Here is a 14,059-nt window from a genome sequence, read left to right as displayed (position 1 = left end):
GACCGATCAATTTCGAACATGCATTCAATTTTTCGGGCCTAGGCGGGATTCCCCGGGGAGTTCTGCGGATTCCGGGACGCGCTCTGTCCGTTCGACGCGTCAGGGGTGTCCGGCGTCCGCTGAGAGATTGCCCGCCGCCAGCGTCCGAGCAACCCCTCGGGGACCTCTTCCGCGGTGAGCGCGAAGACGAGGTGGTCGCGCCAGGCTCCGTCGATGTGAAGATATCGCGGGCGCAGCCCCTCCTCGCGGAATCCGAGTTTCTCCACGACCCGTCGGCTGGGCCGGTTCTCGGGGCGAATGCAGACCTCGATGCGGTGCAGGCCGACGGTGCGGAAACAGTGGTCCACCACGAGCGCCACCGCAGTCGGCATCACACCGCGACCGGCCACCGCCTGGTCCACCCAGTAACCGATGTGCCCCGAACACATCGACCCCCAGGTGATTCCGGCGACCGTCAACTGCCCGACCAGCCGCCCCTGATACTCGATGACGAACGGCAGCATCCGGCCCGCGTTGGCCTCCGAACGCAAGTGCCGGACCATCTGGCGATAGGTCGGCCGGTGCGTGATCGGCCCGGCCGGGGTGGGCGGCGGAATGGTCGCCTCCCAGGGACGCAGCCAGTCCCGGTTGCGCCGGTTCACCTCGCGCCAGGCCCGCTGGTCGCGCAGCTTTATCGGCCGGAGGACGATGTCGCCGTCCGCCAGCACGACGGGCCAGGATGGGCTGTTCAGCTCGCACCCCCACTGGTGACGCCGGGTCTGACGTGGTCGCCGCCGTGGGCGGCGGGCCTCGGATGGTCGCCGCCGCGTATCTGGTCGACGGCATGGGCCAGCAGCGGCTCCAGGACGGCCAGTCCGTCCCTCACCCCGCCGGTGGACCCCGGCAGGTTGACGATCAGCGTCCGGCCGGCGACTCCCGCAAGGCCCCGGGACAGCGCGGCCGTCGGCACCTTGTCCCGTCCGAACGCCCGGATGGCCTCCGCGATGCCCGGCACTTCGTAGTCGATCACCTCACGGGTCGCCTCGGGGGTGCGGTCGGTGGGCGAGACACCCGTGCCGCCGGTGGTCACGACGACGTCGTACCCGGCCTCGGCCGCGGCGCGCAGGGCAGCCTTCACCGGATCGCCGTCGGGGACGACCTGCGGCCCGTCGACGGTGAATCCGAAGCCCCGCAGGCCCTCGGCGATCAGCGGGCCTCCCTTGTCCTCGTACACGCCCGCGGCGGCCCGGTTGGAGGCCGTGACGACCAGCGCGCGGTACGGCCCGGCGGTCACGCCCGGCTCCAGTCGCCCGACTTTCCGCCCGTCTTCTCCTCGACCCGTACGTCCGTGATGACCGCTCCCTTGTCGACCGCCTTGACCATGTCGATCACGGTGAGGGCGGCGACCGACACCGCGGTGAGGGCCTCCATCTCGACGCCCGTACGGTCCGTGGTCTTCACGGTGGCCGTGATCTCGACGGCGTCGTCCGCGACCGACAGATCCAGTTTCACACCGGAGAGCGCCAAGGGGTGACACAGCGGGATCAGGTCCGGCGTGCGCTTGGCGCCCATGATGCCCGCGATACGCGCGGTCGCCAGGGCGTCTCCCTTGGGGACCCCCTCGCCGCGCAGCAACTCGACCACGCGGGGTGACACGAGGACGCGCCCGCTGGCGCGGGCGGTGCGCGCGGTCACGTCCTTCCCGGATACGTCGACCATGCGGGCCGCGCCCGCCTCGTCGATGTGCGTCAGTCGTTCCTGCGTGCTCATGATGTGCGGCGCTCCCGGGTCGGGCCCGTCGCGGTGCGGCGCACGGGCCTGTTGTGCGCGACACGGTACCTCCAAGTCGGGAAGTCCACCGGGGCAGGACCCCCACGACGCTGGCCACGCCCGAGGGGGCGCGCGGTGTGCCGTATCGCGCACGGGCGCGTTCAGCCGAGCAGCACGACCTCCACCTCGCTGCCGGGCTCGACGCTCTCCACGTCCTCGGGTACGACGATCAGCGCGTCGGCGTGCGCCAGCGCGGCGATCAGGTGCGAGCCGGCACCGCCCACGGGCGTCACCTCGCCGTCCGCGTAGGCGCCCCGCAGGAACTGTCTGCGCCCCTGGGGCGAGCCGAGCGCCTTGTCCGCCTTCAGGGTCGCCGTCGTCCGCGGGCGCTCGACATCCTCGAGGCCCATCAGCGTGCGGATGGCGGGGCGGACGAACAGCTCGAAGGAGACGTACGACGAGACCGGGTTGCCGGGCAGCGCCAGCAGCGGGGTGTGGTCGGGGCCGACGGAGCCGAAGCCCTGGGGCTTGCCGGGCTGCATGGCGAGCTTGCGGAACTCGACGCCGCCGCCCGCCTCGTCCTCGTCGCCGACGTGCGACAGCGCCTCCTTGACGACGTCGTACGCCCCGACGCTCACGCCGCCCGTGGTGACCAGCAGGTCGGCCCGGACGAGCTGGTCCTCGATGGTGGCCCGGAGGGTGTCGGCGTCATCGGCGACGGCACCGACCCGGTAGGCGATGGCGCCGGCGTCCCGGGCGGCCGCGGTGAGGGCGAAGCTGTTGGAGTCGTAGATCTGGCCGCTGCCCAGCTGCTCGTCGGGCTGGACCAGTTCGCTGCCGGTGGACAGGACGACCACGCGCGGGCGCGGGCGCACACGTACCGTGCCGCGACCGATCGCGGCGAGCAGGGCGATCTGCGGCGGACCGAGGACCGTGCCGGCCTCGAGGGCGAGGTCGCCTGCCTTCACGTCACTGCCCTTCGCGCGCACGTGCGCGCGTGCCTCGGCAGGCCGGTGCACGCGTACGTGGCCGGTGGCGCCCTCGGGGGCGAGGCTGCGGGCGCGCATCCCACTCGCCGGCCCCTCGCCGAGGCCCCCGTCCGTCCACTCCACAGGAACGACGGCCTCCGCGCCGGGCGGCAGGGGCGCGCCGGTCATGATGCGCGCCGCCTGGCCCGGGCCCACGCGCCCCAGGTCCGCCGCGCCGGCCGCCACGTCGCCGACGACCTCGAGGACGGCTGGAAACTCCTCGCTCGCACCTGCGACGTCCGCCACCCGCACCGCGTACCCGTCCATGGAGCTGTTGTCGAACGGCGGCAGCGAAAGCGGCACCGTGACGTCGTCGACAAGGACGCAACCCTGGGCGTCGAGCAGTTGCAGCTCGATGGGCTCGAGGGGGCGGACGGTGGTGAGGATGTCCTCCAGGTGCTCGTCCACCGACCACAGGTGGTCCGGGCCGGCGGTGCGGGTCGCGGCGCTGCTCAAATCCCTACATCTCCTCGGCTACGTAACTGCGAAGCCAGGTCCGGAAGTCCAGGCCCAGGTCTTCACGTTCGCACGCGAGTCTGACAATGGCACGCAGATAGTCGCCACGGTCTCCGGTGTCATAGCGGCGGCCCTTGAAGACGACGCCGTGCACGGGTCCGCCGACCTTCTCGTCCTGGGCCAGCTGCTGGAGCGCGTCGGTGAGCTGGATCTCGCCGCCGCGGCCGGGCTCGGTCTTGCGGAGTATGCCGAAGATGTGGGGGTCGAGGACATAGCGGCCGATGATCGCGTAGTTGGACGGGGCGTCTGCCGGGTCCGGCTTCTCGACCAGGCCGGTCACCTTGACGACGTCGCCGTCGTCGGTGGCCTCGACGGCCGCGGAGCCGTAGAGGTGGATCTGCTCGGGGGCGACCTCCATGAGCGCGATGACGCTGCCGCCGTGCCGCTCCTGGACCTCGATCATGCGCTTGAGCAGGGGGTCGCGGGGGTCGATCAGGTCGTCGCCGAGCAGGACGGCGAAGGGCTCGTGGCCGACGTGCGGCGCCGCGCACAGGACGGCGTGGCCGAGGCCCCGGGGGTCGCCCTGGCGCACGTAGTGCATGGTCGCGAGGTCGCTGGACTCCTGGACCTTCGCGAGCCGCTCGGCGTCGCCCTTCTTCTCGAGGGCCGACTCGAGCTCGTAGTTGCGGTCGAAGTGGTCCTCGAGGGGACGCTTGTTGCGTCCGGTGATCATGAGCACGTCGTCGAGCCCCGCCGACACGGCCTCCTCGACCACGTACTGGATCGCGGGCTTGTCCACGACCGGCAGCATCTCCTTGGGAGTGGCTTTGGTGGCCGGCAGGAACCGGGTACCGAGGCCTGCCGCGGGAATGACAGCCTTGCTGATCCTGGGGTGCGACTGAGTCATGCCGGCAACCTTATCCGGTGCCTTTGTGCGAAATCTGTGGCTCCGGTTAATTGGTTCTCATATGAGCACATTAAGAAGGATGCGAGAACGACCTGTGGATCACGCCGGACGTACCACCGAGCCTGACAAGCGAATGTTGCGCCGAGAGCTCCTCTCGGTGAGGAACAGGTTGACGGCCGATGACGTGAGGGAGGCGGGCGCGACGCTGGCCGAGCGCGCGCTGGAGCTGCCCGAGCTGGCGCGTGCGCGCACGGTGGCGGCGTACGTCTCCGTCGGGGGCGAGCCCGGCACGCTCGCGCTCCTGGACGCGCTGCGCGCGCGGGGCGTGCGCGTCCTGCTCCCCGCGCTCCTGCCGGACAACGATCTGGACTGGGGCGCCTACGCCGGTGAGGGCTCCCTCGCGCGCGTCCAACACGGCGGAAAGATGGCGCTCTTCGAGCCCGCCGGTGAGCGCCTGGGGCCGGATGCCGTGGCCTCCGCCGATGTCGTGCTGCTGCCCGGGCTCGCGGTCGACGCGCGCGGGATGCGCCTGGGGCGCGGCGGAGGGTCGTACGACCGTGTGCTGGCGCGCCTGGAGCGCGCGGGCGCACGCCCCGCGCTGGTGGTGCTCCTGTACGACGCGGAGGTCGTGCAGAGCGTGCCCGCGGAAGCGCACGACCGGCCGGTGCACGCCGTGGTGACGCCGTCGGGTGTGCGCCGCTTCGCGAGCCCCTGACGCCCGCTCCCCCTCACCACCCGACGGGGACAGATGTGAAGGGGCCCTCCACGCGCGCGTGGAGGGCCCCTTCACCATCGCCGAAGTGCCGTCAGTGGATCACGGCTTGAGCACCAGCGTGTCGCTCGTGCTGTCGTCGACCGCCTTCTCGGAGAAGGACCAGGGCAGCAGTTCGCCCTTGGCCCACTTCTCGGTCTGGTCGGTGTAGTGCGCGCTGTAGGCGTGCCCGGAGGCGCCGGTGAGGTTGATCCACTTGGACTTGTCGAGGTCGTCGAGGTTGACCACCATCCGCATCGACGGCACCCAGATGACGCCGTAGCCCCCCGCGGCGTTCCAGCCGGTCGCGTTGACCGTCGCCTCGCCGCCGCTGAGCTTCCAGGGGCCACGGTTGAGCGCGTACTGCAGGAAGCCGGGGCCCTCGGTGCCCAGGGTCTGGTTCTTCAGGAACAGGCGGTGCAGCCGGCCCCAGCTCCAGGTGTCCATGTCCTTGCCGAGCTTGGCGGTCAGCTCCCAGCGGGCGTCGATCATGGCGCGGGCGAGCAGCTGGTCGCGGTTGTCGGCCTTGGGGCGGGTGCCCGAGGCCGGCGTCTTCCACCAGTCGCTGTCCGGCTTGTCCATCAGGTTGCGGACCACCTCGTACCAGCGGTCGCCGCCGTCGGGCTGCGCCTGGTCGGCGTCGCGCTCACCGCACTCGCGCACCTTGGTGTCGTCGTCCACCGGGCCGGTGCTGTCGAGCTTGTCCACCCACAGGCACTGGCCCTTGACCCGCAGCTCCTTGGGCAGCTTGTTGCCGAAGGCGAGCTTGAGGACGTTGCGCCAGACCGCGTTGAAGTAGGCGGCCGCCGCGGAGTCGGCGTCCTGGGTGTAGTCCCAGCCCTCGAGGAGCTTCTGGGCGTCGCGGACGTCCTTGTCGTCGAGGTTGATCTGGCGCAGCTTCGGCACGAGCAGCTTGGCGATCTCGCTGCTGTTGTCCAGCTGCATCTGCCGCATGTCGTCGGTGGAGATCTTGCCGCCACCCTTGATCTTCGACTCGATCAGGTCGGTGATCCGCTGGCTGCGGGCACCGTAGCCCCAGTCCGCGGTCAGCGTGTACGGGTACTTGTCCGAGTCGATCACTGCCTGGTTGGCGGTGACGATGTACCCGCGCTCGGGGTTGTACTCGGAGGGCAGCTCGTCCTGCTTGACGAAGCCGGTCCACTTGTACCGGGAGTCCCAGCCGGGCGCCGGGACGGAACCGTCGTCGCCCTTCGCGCGCGTGGGGATCCGTCCGGGCAGCGTGTAGCCGATGTTCTTCTGGGTGTCGGCGTAGATCAGGTTCTGCGAGGGCACGTCGAACAGGGCGGCCGCCGCGCGGAAGTCCTTCCAGTCGGCCGCCCTGTCGAGGGCGAAGACGGCGTCCATGGAGGTTCCGGGGTCCAGCGCGGTCCATTTCAGGGCGATGCCGTAGCCGTCGCCGCGGTCGGGCGCCGCGGTGTCGACGGTGGCCTTCTTGCCGACCTTGACGAGTTCGTTGTCGCGGTCCGACAGCAGGGGCATCCCGTCGGCGGTCTCGCGGACGACGATCTTCTTGGACGCGCCGCCGGCGACCTTGATGGTCTCCTCACGGCTCGTGAAGGGCCGGACCTTGCCGTCGTACAGGTAGCCGTCGCCGCTGAGCTTCTCCAGGTAGAGGTCGGTGACGTCGACGCCGGAGTTCGTCATGCCCCAGGCGATGTTGCCGTTGTGACCGATGATCACACCGGGCATCCCGGCAAACGTGTAACCCGTGACGTCGTACTGGCACTTGGCCGAGACGGTGCGGCAGTGCAGGCCCATCTGGTACCAGACGGACGGCAGCGAGGGCGACAGGTGCGGGTCGTTGGCGAGCAGCGGCTTGCCGGTGATGGTGTACTTCCCGCCGACGACCCAGGAGTTGGAGCCGATGCCCTGCCCGTTCACACCGACGGCCGTGGGGACGTCGTCCAGGACGTTGTAGAGGCCCGCCAGCTGGCTCGTGAGCGCCGAACCGGACGAGGCCGAGGTCACGGTGCCCGGGGTGCCCGTCGCGCCCTGTGCGCCGCTCGTGGCGCCGCTCTGCTGGAACGTCCGGGTGAGCTCGTCGTACTGGCCCTCCTGCACGATCGCCTTGTTGCGGCTGTACGGGTACTCCGGGTAGAGGTCATTGATCTGCTGCGGACCCAGGCGGCTGGTCATCAGGGCGCGGTCGATCTCGTCCTGCATGTTGCCGCGCAGGTCCCAGGCCATCGCCTTCAGCCAGGACACCGAGTCGACCGGGGTCCACTGCTGCGGCTTGTAGTCGTTGCTGAAGCCGAGCGCCGCGTACTCCAGGGAGATGTCCTTGCCGTCCTTGCCCCGGAGGTAGGCGTTGACTCCCTTGGCGTACGCCTGGAGGTACTTCTTCGAGGAGTCCGACAGCTCGGTGTCGTACTCCTTCTTCGCGACCCGGTCCCAGCCCAGGGTGCGCAGGAACTCGTCGTCCTCGATCTGGCCCTTGCCGAACATCTCCGACAGGCGCCCGGCGGTCATGTGCCGGCGCACGTCCATCTCGTAGAACCGGTCCTGCGCCTGCACGTACCCCTGCGCCATGAACAGGTCCTCGTCGGACGAGGCGTAGATCTGCGGAATGCCGTTGCCGTCCCGCTTCACGTCGACCGGTCCGGACAGGCCGTCGAGCGTGACGGAGCCCTCGGTCTGCGGGAAGGAGGCACGGACGGTGCTGATCGACCAGTACGCCCCGTAGGCGATGCCACCGACGATGGCCAGGACGAGCACCAGCACGATCAGACGGGCTTTGCGCCCCTTCTTCCTGCCGGACTTGACGGGTGTGTCACCCGTTGTGGCGGTGGTATTGGGGGGCATCGCTGTCCTTGCTGTCCTAACGCGAGCGGCGAGGCGGGCTGTCCTTTTGAATGAGCGCTGGAGCAACCATAGGCGCAGGGCCCCGTGCCCCTTGACGCGGAGTGGGGAACCAGCGCGGACGGACGTTCGATCTTGCCTCGCCGGGCGTCAAGAAAGCGTCAAGAATTAGGTAAGGTAACGAAGTACTTGGGTGCGGAGTACCGCAGCCTCGATCGTGTCGTCAGCTGAGCCTCGCGTCGTACGGACATGGGCTCCGCATCGTGTGTACGTGAGCTTCGCGCCTCCCGCGCGCGAGCCGGCGAAGGGATCTGCCACTGACCGTCCACCACCTCAACCAGCTCCTGCTCCTCTGCTCCGTCGTCCTGCTCGTCGCCGTGGCGGCCGTCCGGATCTCCTCGCGCAGCGGGCTCCCCAGCCTGCTCGTCTACCTGGGCATCGGCGTCCTCATGGGCCAGGACGGCATCGGGGACATCAAGTTCGACAACGCCGAGCTGACCCAGGTCATCGGGTACGCGGCCCTGGTCGTGATCCTCGCCGAGGGCGGCCTGGGCACGAAGCGGAAGGAGATCAAGCCGGCTCTGCCGGCCGCCTCCACGCTGGCGCTGTTCGGGGTCGCGGTGAGCGTCGGTGTCACGGCGGCGGGCGCGCACTATCTGACCGGGCTGGGGTGGCGGCAGGCGCTCATCATCGGGGCGGTGGTGTCCTCGACGGACGCGGCGGCGGTCTTCTCCGTCCTGCGCAGAATCCCGCTCCCCGCGCGCGTGACGGGCACCCTGGAGGCGGAGTCGGGCTTCAACGACGCCCCGGTGGTCATCCTGGTCGTCGCGTTCTCGACCGCGGGCCCGATCGAGCACTGGTACGTGCTGCTGGGCGAGATAGTGCTGGAACTCGCCATCGGCGCCGCCGTGGGGCTCGCGGTGGGCTGGCTGGGCGCCTGGGGACTGCGGCACGTGGCGCTCCCGGCCTCCGGCCTCTACCCGATCGCCGTGGTGGCGATCGCGGTCACGGCGTACGCCGCGGGCGCGCTGGCGCACGGCAGCGGCTTCCTCGCGGTCTATCTGGCCTCGATGGTGCTCGGCAACGCCAGGCTGCCGCACTGGCCCGCCACACGCGGCTTCGCCGAGGGGCTCGGCTGGATCGCCCAGATCGGCATGTTCGTCCTGCTCGGCCTGCTGGTCACGCCGCACGACCTGGGCGACGACATCTGGCCCGGCCTCGTCATCGGGCTGGTGCTGACGATGGTGGCGCGACCGCTGAGCGTGGTGCTCAGCCTGCTGCCGTTCCGGGTGCCCTGGCCGGAGAAGACGCTGATGTCCTGGGCCGGGCTGCGCGGCGCCGTGCCCATCATCCTGGCGACGATCCCCATGGTGAACGGCGTCGACGGCAGCCGCCGCATCTTCAACATCGTCTTCGTCCTGGTCGTCGTCTACACCCTCGTCCAGGGCCCGACACTGCCCTGGGTGGCACGCAAGCTGCACCTCGGCGACCAGCCGGAGGCCGCCGACCTCGGCATCGAGTCGGCTCCCCTGGAGCGGCTGCGCGGACACCTGCTGTCCGTCGCGATCCCCAAGGGCTCGCGCATGCACGGCGTCGAGGTCGGCGAGCTGCGCCTGCCGGCCGGGGCCGCCGTCACCCTCGTCGTCCGCGACGGCAAATCGTTCGTCCCGATGCCGGCCACGGTGCTGCGACGCGGCGACGAACTCCTCGTGGTCACCACGGACCCGGTCCGCGACGCGGCGGAACGCCGCCTGCGGGCGGTGGCTCATGGCGGCAAGCTGGCCGGGTGGCTGGGGACGGACGGGGCGGGCGGTTGAGCGCGGGGTGGTGTGCGGGGCGGTATGTGCACCGTGGCGCGCTCGAGACGCACGTTAAGGGTGTGTTTCGTATGGTTCACTCCCCCGCCAATCCCAGGTGAATGGCCTTCGGGTGCTCGTTTTCACAGGCGTGCGACGCCTTGATCCCTGTACGCTAAAGGCACCCTGATCGAACCAACTCTGCCTGACGCAGAGCTGGCGCGACCGTATGGCGGCCGGGAAGCCCTCCTCAGCGGGCGCCGGTATCTACCGCAGTTCCGCGCAAGAGGACAGCTCTCGGCGCCCCCGCACGGGCGCGCTACCAGGCGGCAGAAAGGCACGGGCCGTGGCATCCACGGTCACCTCCGAGCCGTCGAAGAACTCGGCGGCACCGTCCCGCCCGGGATACGGACAGCTGCTGCGCACCCGCGGCGCCTGGACGTTCCTGCTCCCCGGCTTCGCGGCGCGCCAGCCGTTCGCGATGCTGACCATCTCCATCGTGCTGCTCGTACAGCACACCACCGGCTCGTACGGTGCCGCGGGCGCCGCCGCGGCCGTCACCGGCGTCTCCATGGCACTGTTCGCGCCCTACAGCGGTCGGCTCGCCGACCGTCACGGCCAGCGCGCGGTCCTGATCCCCGGCGTCCTCGTGCACGCCCTGTCGGGTCTCGCACTGACGGCGCTCGCGCTGTCCCACGCACCGCTGTGGGCGCTGTTCACGGCGGCTGTGCCGGCCGGCGCCTCGGTGCCGCAGATCGGCCCCATGGTGCGTGCCCGCTGGGGCGTCAAGCTCCAGGACTCACCCCTGATGAGCACCGCGGCGGCCTTCGAGTCCGTCACGGACGAGCTGACCTTCGTCGTCGGCCCGCTGCTGGCGACGGCCCTGTGCACCGCCGTGGACCCGGCCGCCGGCCTGGTCACGGAGGCCGCGCTGACCCTCGTCGGCGGCCTGCTGTTCGCCGCGAGCAGGGCCACGCAACCGCCGGTGACCGGCGCCGGGCACGCGCGCGTGAAGCACGCTTCCGCGCTCCACGTCCCCGGTGTGCGCGTCCTGGTCGTGGCCTTCCTCGGCATCGGCTCCGTCTTCGGCGGCATGCAGGTCTCGCTCGCCGCGTTCACCGAGTCGATCGGCGAACCCGGTCTGAACGGCGTCCTGTACGGGACCTTCGCCGCGGGCAACATGCTCTCCGGCATCGTGTGCGGCGCGATCGCGTGGCGGGCCGCTCCGCAGCGCCGCCTCGTGATCGGCTACGCGGCGCTCGCGCTGACCGCGTCCGCCCTGTGGACCGCGCACTCGGTGCTCGTACTCGCGGGTCTCGGCCTGCTGGTGGGTATGTGCATCGCACCGGCCCTGATCACCGGCTACACCCTGGTCGAGGACCTGGTCCTGGCCAGCACCCGCACCGAGGCCTTCACCTGGCTGACCGGCGCGGTCGCACTCGGCCAGGCAGCCGCGGTCACTGTCGCCGGACAGCTGGAGGACCGGCTGTGGGGCGGCGCCGGATTCCTGGTGCCGATGGCGGGCACGCTGCTCGCCCTGGGCACCCTGGTGGCACTGCGTTCGCTGCTCGTCGCCCCGTCCCGGAACCGCCCGGTTGCACGTGGCGTCGGTCACCGCACGGCGGTCACGGTGGACTGATCCCCGGGAATACGTCACTATGGACCGTCGTTAGCACTCATCGAGTGAGAGTGCCAGGAGGAAGACAGTGCCCACCTATCAGTACCAGTGCACCGAATGCGGCGAGGGCCTCGAGGCGGTGCAGAAGTTCACCGACGACGCCCTGACCGAGTGCCCCAACTGCGGTGGCCACCTGAAGAAGGTGTTCTCCGCGGTCGGCATTGTCTTCAAGGGCTCGGGTTTCTACCGCAACGACAGCAGGGGCTCCTCGTCGAGCAGCAGCCCGGCCTCGAAGTCGTCGACGTCCTCGTCGTCGAGCTCGGCCGGCTCCTCGTCGTCGGACTCGAAGTCGTCCTCGTCGGCTTCCTCGTCCTCGTCGAGCTCCACCAACAGCTCCGCGGCCTGATCTTCCTCCCGCGAGACCCTGCCGCCCTCGGCGGCAGGGTCTTCGGCGTTCCCGGGTACCGGCTCTGCGGCGTTTTCCCGGCCAGCTAGTGTGCTCGTCATGGCGAACGCAGAGATCGGTGTCATCGGCGGCTCGGGCTTCTACTCGTTCCTCGACGACGTGACCGAGATCCAGGTGGACACTCCCTACGGGGCTCCCAGCGACTCACTCTTCCTCGGTGAGATCGCCGGCCGGCGGGTCGCCTTCCTGCCCCGGCACGGGCGCGGTCACCACCTGCCCCCGCACCGCATCAACTACCGCGCCAATCTGTGGGCGCTGCGCTCGGTCGGCGTGCGCCAGGTCCTCGGCCCGTGCGCGGTCGGCGGCCTGCGCCCCGAGTACGGGCCCGGCACGCTGCTCGTCCCGGATCAACTGGTGGACCGTACGAAATCCCGCGTGGGTACGTACTTCGACGGGCTGCCGCTGCCCGACGGCACCGTGCCGAACGTGGTGCACGTCTCCCTGGCCGACCCGTACTGCCCCACCGGGCGGGCGGCCGCGCTGAAGGGGGCGCGCGGCCGGGACTGGGAGCCCGTGGACGGGGGCACGCTGGTCGTCGTCGAGGGCCCGCGCTTCTCGACCCGCGCCGAATCGTTGTGGCACCAGGCGCAGGGCTGGTCGGTGGTGGGCATGACCGGCCACCCGGAGGCCGCGCTCGCCCGTGAACTGGAGCTCTGCTACACGTCGTTGACCCTGGTCACCGACCTCGACGCGGGTGTGGAGACCGGCGAGGGCGTCTCGCACGACGAGGTGCTGCGGGTGTTCGCCGCCAATGTGGACCGGCTGCGCGGCGTGCTGTTCGACGCGGTGGCGGCGCTGCCGGAGAACTCGGCGCGCGACTGCCTGTGCACGAACGCCCTCGGCGGGATGGACCCGGGGTTCGAACTGCCGTAGCGGAGGAGCGGCGCGGAAGGAGCCGTGGGGAAGGCGTGACCGACGGCGGACGTGGGGACGTGAGGGACGTGGGGTGGAACTCCTCGTTCGAGTGAGCGAGTTGTCCACAACCGGCCAGTAGTCCACCGGCTCCGGCGGACATCGGCGCGAGGCCTCATCGTGGCATCGCAAGCCGATTCCTCGTCGCAGGTGGTGGTCCTCGTGCCCGTCTTCCCCCCGTCCCCCTCCCCGTCGTTCCCGCGTCCGCTTCCTTCGCCCCGCCCGCTGGGCACGGACGCCCCGGCCACCTGCGAGGTCCCGCACTTCGCGCCGGTGCGTGTGCGCGGCGGGCGGTATCAGCTGCAACGGCTCGTACGGCACCGGCGCCGGGCCGTGGCGGCCGGCCTCGCCGTCACCGCAGCCGCGCTCGTGGCGGCAGGGCCGCGCGCCGCGACGGACCCGCACCGCCCGGAGCGGCCCCGCGGACATCCCACGGCGGAGCCGGTACGGCGCCACGGCGCGGTGGACATGGTGACGGCACCGGTGCGCATCGCCGACGCCGCGACCGTGCGGCTGCTGCGGCCCGGCGACCGGGTCGACGTCGTCGCGGCGCAGGACCCGGCGACGGGTGGCGACGCGCGGGTGATCGCTCGCGGGGCGCGGGTGGCCCAGCTGCCCGAGCCGCTGGACGACACCGCGGGCAGCGGGGCTCTGGTCGTGCTCTCGGTGCCGCGGTCCACGGCGGCGCGCCTGGTAGGCGCGAGCGCTTCGGCCCGGCTGGCGGTGACGCTGTGCTGAATTCCCTCGGTCGTCTGCTGGTCGAGACGCTGTCAAGTCGCTTGATCAAGCTAGGGAATTGGACAGGATGGCCTCATCGTGCCGTAGGTTGCGGAGCGTTTCGTTCCACACCCTGTGCATACGAGGAGAGTCCCCGAGGTGAGCGAGAAGAAGGAACCAAGCGTCTGGGAGGGCTTCAAGGCCTTCCTGATGCGCGGCAACGTCGTCGATCTGGCAGTAGCGGTGGTCATCGGCGCCGCCTTCACGAACATCGTCAACTCGGTGGTGAAGGGCATCATCAACCCGCTGGTCGGAGCGGTCGGCACAAAGAATCTCGACGTCTACAGCACATGCCTGAGCTCGTCGTGCCAGGGCACGCACGGCATCCAGCTGATGTGGGGCTCTGTCCTCGGTGCCACGCTGAGCTTCGTGATCACCGCGGCGGTGGTCTACTTCCTGATGGTCCTGCCGATGTCGAAGTACCTGGCCCGGGTGGAGGCCCGCAGGAAGGCGAAGGAGGGCACGCACGAGGTCATCGAGGTGACCGAGCTGGAGGTGCTGAAGGAGATCCGCGACGCGCTGGTCGCGCAGCGCGGCTCCGGCCAGGACGGGCGGTAGCGGCGCTTCTGCGGAGCCTCGCTCAGAGGTGGTGGGGCGGCTTCTCGTCGAGGAAGCGCTTCAGGTCGGCGGCGCTGTCGCTGTCGCCGCGCTCGCCCCAGCCGCGGTCCGTGTCGTCCGAGGACTGCTGGTTCAGCGGATCGTCGAAGATCAGCGCGGCCTTCGGGTCACGCGGCTCGGGGGCGGGGGCGGTGCTCATGCCTCAAGGGTACGGCCCCTCC

At 70.5% G+C, this 14,059-nt stretch carries 14 protein-coding genes; 7 read left to right on the top strand and 7 right to left on the bottom strand.

Going from position 1 to position 14,059, the window contains the following annotated elements; all coding sequences use genetic code 11:
* Positions 1 to 38 precede the first annotated feature (38 nt).
* From IEZ19_RS18935 to galU, 5 genes are all read right to left on the bottom strand, one after another.
* On the bottom strand, positions 39 to 707 hold the full coding sequence (locus IEZ19_RS18935) for a GNAT family N-acetyltransferase (RefSeq protein WP_189312397.1): 669 nt from the start codon (positions 705 to 707) through the stop codon (positions 39 to 41).
* Between the two features lie 20 nt (positions 708 to 727).
* Positions 728 to 1,273: a MogA/MoaB family molybdenum cofactor biosynthesis protein gene (locus tag IEZ19_RS18930; RefSeq protein WP_308428975.1), complete on the bottom strand. Its 546-nt coding sequence runs from the start codon at positions 1,271 to 1,273 to the stop codon at positions 728 to 730.
* Entirely contained in the window at positions 1,270 to 1,749 is a 480-nt protein-coding gene (moaC, locus tag IEZ19_RS18925; protein ID WP_189312396.1) for a cyclic pyranopterin monophosphate synthase MoaC, read from the bottom strand. Before moaC ends, IEZ19_RS18930 begins: the two co-directional genes overlap by 4 nt.
* Positions 1,750 to 1,910: 161 nt before the next feature.
* Complete coding sequence (gene glp / locus IEZ19_RS18920; protein ID WP_189312395.1) at positions 1,911 to 3,233, bottom strand: molybdotransferase-like divisome protein Glp; 1,323 nt, start codon at positions 3,231 to 3,233, stop codon at positions 1,911 to 1,913.
* A gap of 4 nt (positions 3,234 to 3,237) precedes the next feature.
* The gene (gene galU / locus IEZ19_RS18915) at positions 3,238 to 4,140 is read right to left on the bottom strand and encodes a UTP--glucose-1-phosphate uridylyltransferase GalU (protein WP_189312394.1); all 903 of its coding nucleotides are present in this window, start codon (positions 4,138 to 4,140) and stop codon (positions 3,238 to 3,240) included.
* Positions 4,141 to 4,273: 133 nt separating this feature from the next.
* Between galU and IEZ19_RS18910 the strand changes: the two genes are divergently transcribed.
* Positions 4,274 to 4,855 (top strand): 5-formyltetrahydrofolate cyclo-ligase, encoded by a 582-nt coding sequence (locus tag IEZ19_RS18910; protein ID WP_189312393.1) that lies wholly within the window; start codon positions 4,274 to 4,276, stop codon positions 4,853 to 4,855.
* Positions 4,856 to 4,954: 99 nt separating this feature from the next.
* On the opposite strand, the gene IEZ19_RS18905 is transcribed toward IEZ19_RS18910, so the two are convergent.
* Complete coding sequence (locus IEZ19_RS18905) at positions 4,955 to 7,714, bottom strand: penicillin acylase family protein (RefSeq protein WP_189312392.1); 2,760 nt, start codon at positions 7,712 to 7,714, stop codon at positions 4,955 to 4,957.
* 314 nt (positions 7,715 to 8,028) lie between these two features.
* On the opposite strand from IEZ19_RS18905, the gene IEZ19_RS18900 reads away from it, so the two are divergent.
* The 6 genes from IEZ19_RS18900 to mscL all read left to right on the top strand — a co-directional run bounded on the left by IEZ19_RS18900 (position 8,029) and on the right by mscL (position 13,838).
* Positions 8,029 to 9,528 (top strand): potassium/proton antiporter, encoded by a 1,500-nt coding sequence (locus IEZ19_RS18900; RefSeq protein WP_189312549.1) that lies wholly within the window; start codon positions 8,029 to 8,031, stop codon positions 9,526 to 9,528.
* Between the two features lie 325 nt (positions 9,529 to 9,853).
* A complete protein-coding gene (locus IEZ19_RS18895) occupies positions 9,854 to 11,146 on the top strand; it encodes an MFS transporter (RefSeq protein WP_189312391.1) in 1,293 nt (430 codons plus the stop codon).
* A gap of 67 nt (positions 11,147 to 11,213) precedes the next feature.
* Positions 11,214 to 11,531 carry an FmdB family zinc ribbon protein gene (locus IEZ19_RS18890; protein WP_189312390.1) on the top strand — a complete coding sequence of 106 codons (318 nt, stop codon included), beginning with the start codon at positions 11,214 to 11,216 and terminating at the stop codon, positions 11,529 to 11,531.
* 99 nt (positions 11,532 to 11,630) lie between these two features.
* Positions 11,631 to 12,464: an S-methyl-5'-thioadenosine phosphorylase gene (locus IEZ19_RS18885; protein WP_189312389.1), complete on the top strand. Its 834-nt coding sequence runs from the start codon at positions 11,631 to 11,633 to the stop codon at positions 12,462 to 12,464.
* A 201-nt stretch (positions 12,465 to 12,665) separates the two neighbouring features.
* Positions 12,666 to 13,241: a CpaB family protein gene (locus IEZ19_RS18880; protein WP_373297011.1), complete on the top strand. Its 576-nt coding sequence runs from the start codon at positions 12,666 to 12,668 to the stop codon at positions 13,239 to 13,241.
* Positions 13,242 to 13,379: 138 nt separating this feature from the next.
* Positions 13,380 to 13,838, top strand: coding sequence for a large conductance mechanosensitive channel protein MscL (mscL, locus tag IEZ19_RS18875; protein ID WP_189312388.1), 459 nt, complete (start codon positions 13,380 to 13,382; stop codon positions 13,836 to 13,838).
* A 22-nt stretch (positions 13,839 to 13,860) separates the two neighbouring features.
* On the opposite strand, the gene IEZ19_RS18870 is transcribed toward mscL, so the two are convergent.
* Positions 13,861 to 14,037 (bottom strand): hypothetical protein, encoded by a 177-nt coding sequence (locus IEZ19_RS18870; RefSeq protein WP_189312387.1) that lies wholly within the window; start codon positions 14,035 to 14,037, stop codon positions 13,861 to 13,863.
* Positions 14,038 to 14,059 lie beyond the last annotated feature (22 nt).

Origin of the sequence: Streptomyces brasiliensis, assembly GCF_014647875.1 — a bacterium.
Classification (GTDB): Bacteria; Actinomycetota; Actinomycetes; order Streptomycetales; family Streptomycetaceae; genus Streptomyces; species Streptomyces brasiliensis.
This window is presented reverse-complemented; position numbering and strand designations above follow the sequence as displayed.

What these genes read in the sequence shown, in the direction of transcription:
- moaC (WP_189312396.1), bottom strand. Translation starts at nt 1,749, where the DNA reads ATGAGCACGCAGGAACGACTGACGCACATCGACGAGGCGGGCGCGGCC.
- galU (WP_189312394.1), bottom strand. Translation starts at nt 4,140, where the DNA reads ATGACTCAGTCGCACCCCAGGATCAGCAAGGCTGTCATTCCCGCGGCA.
- IEZ19_RS18910 (WP_189312393.1), top strand. Translation starts at nt 4,274, where the DNA reads ATGTTGCGCCGAGAGCTCCTCTCGGTGAGGAACAGGTTGACGGCCGAT.
- IEZ19_RS18905 (WP_189312392.1), bottom strand. Translation starts at nt 7,714, where the DNA reads ATGCCCCCCAATACCACCGCCACAACGGGTGACACACCCGTCAAGTCC.
- IEZ19_RS18885 (WP_189312389.1), top strand. Translation starts at nt 11,631, where the DNA reads ATGGCGAACGCAGAGATCGGTGTCATCGGCGGCTCGGGCTTCTACTCG.
- IEZ19_RS18870 (WP_189312387.1), bottom strand. Translation starts at nt 14,037, where the DNA reads ATGAGCACCGCCCCCGCCCCCGAGCCGCGTGACCCGAAGGCCGCGCTG.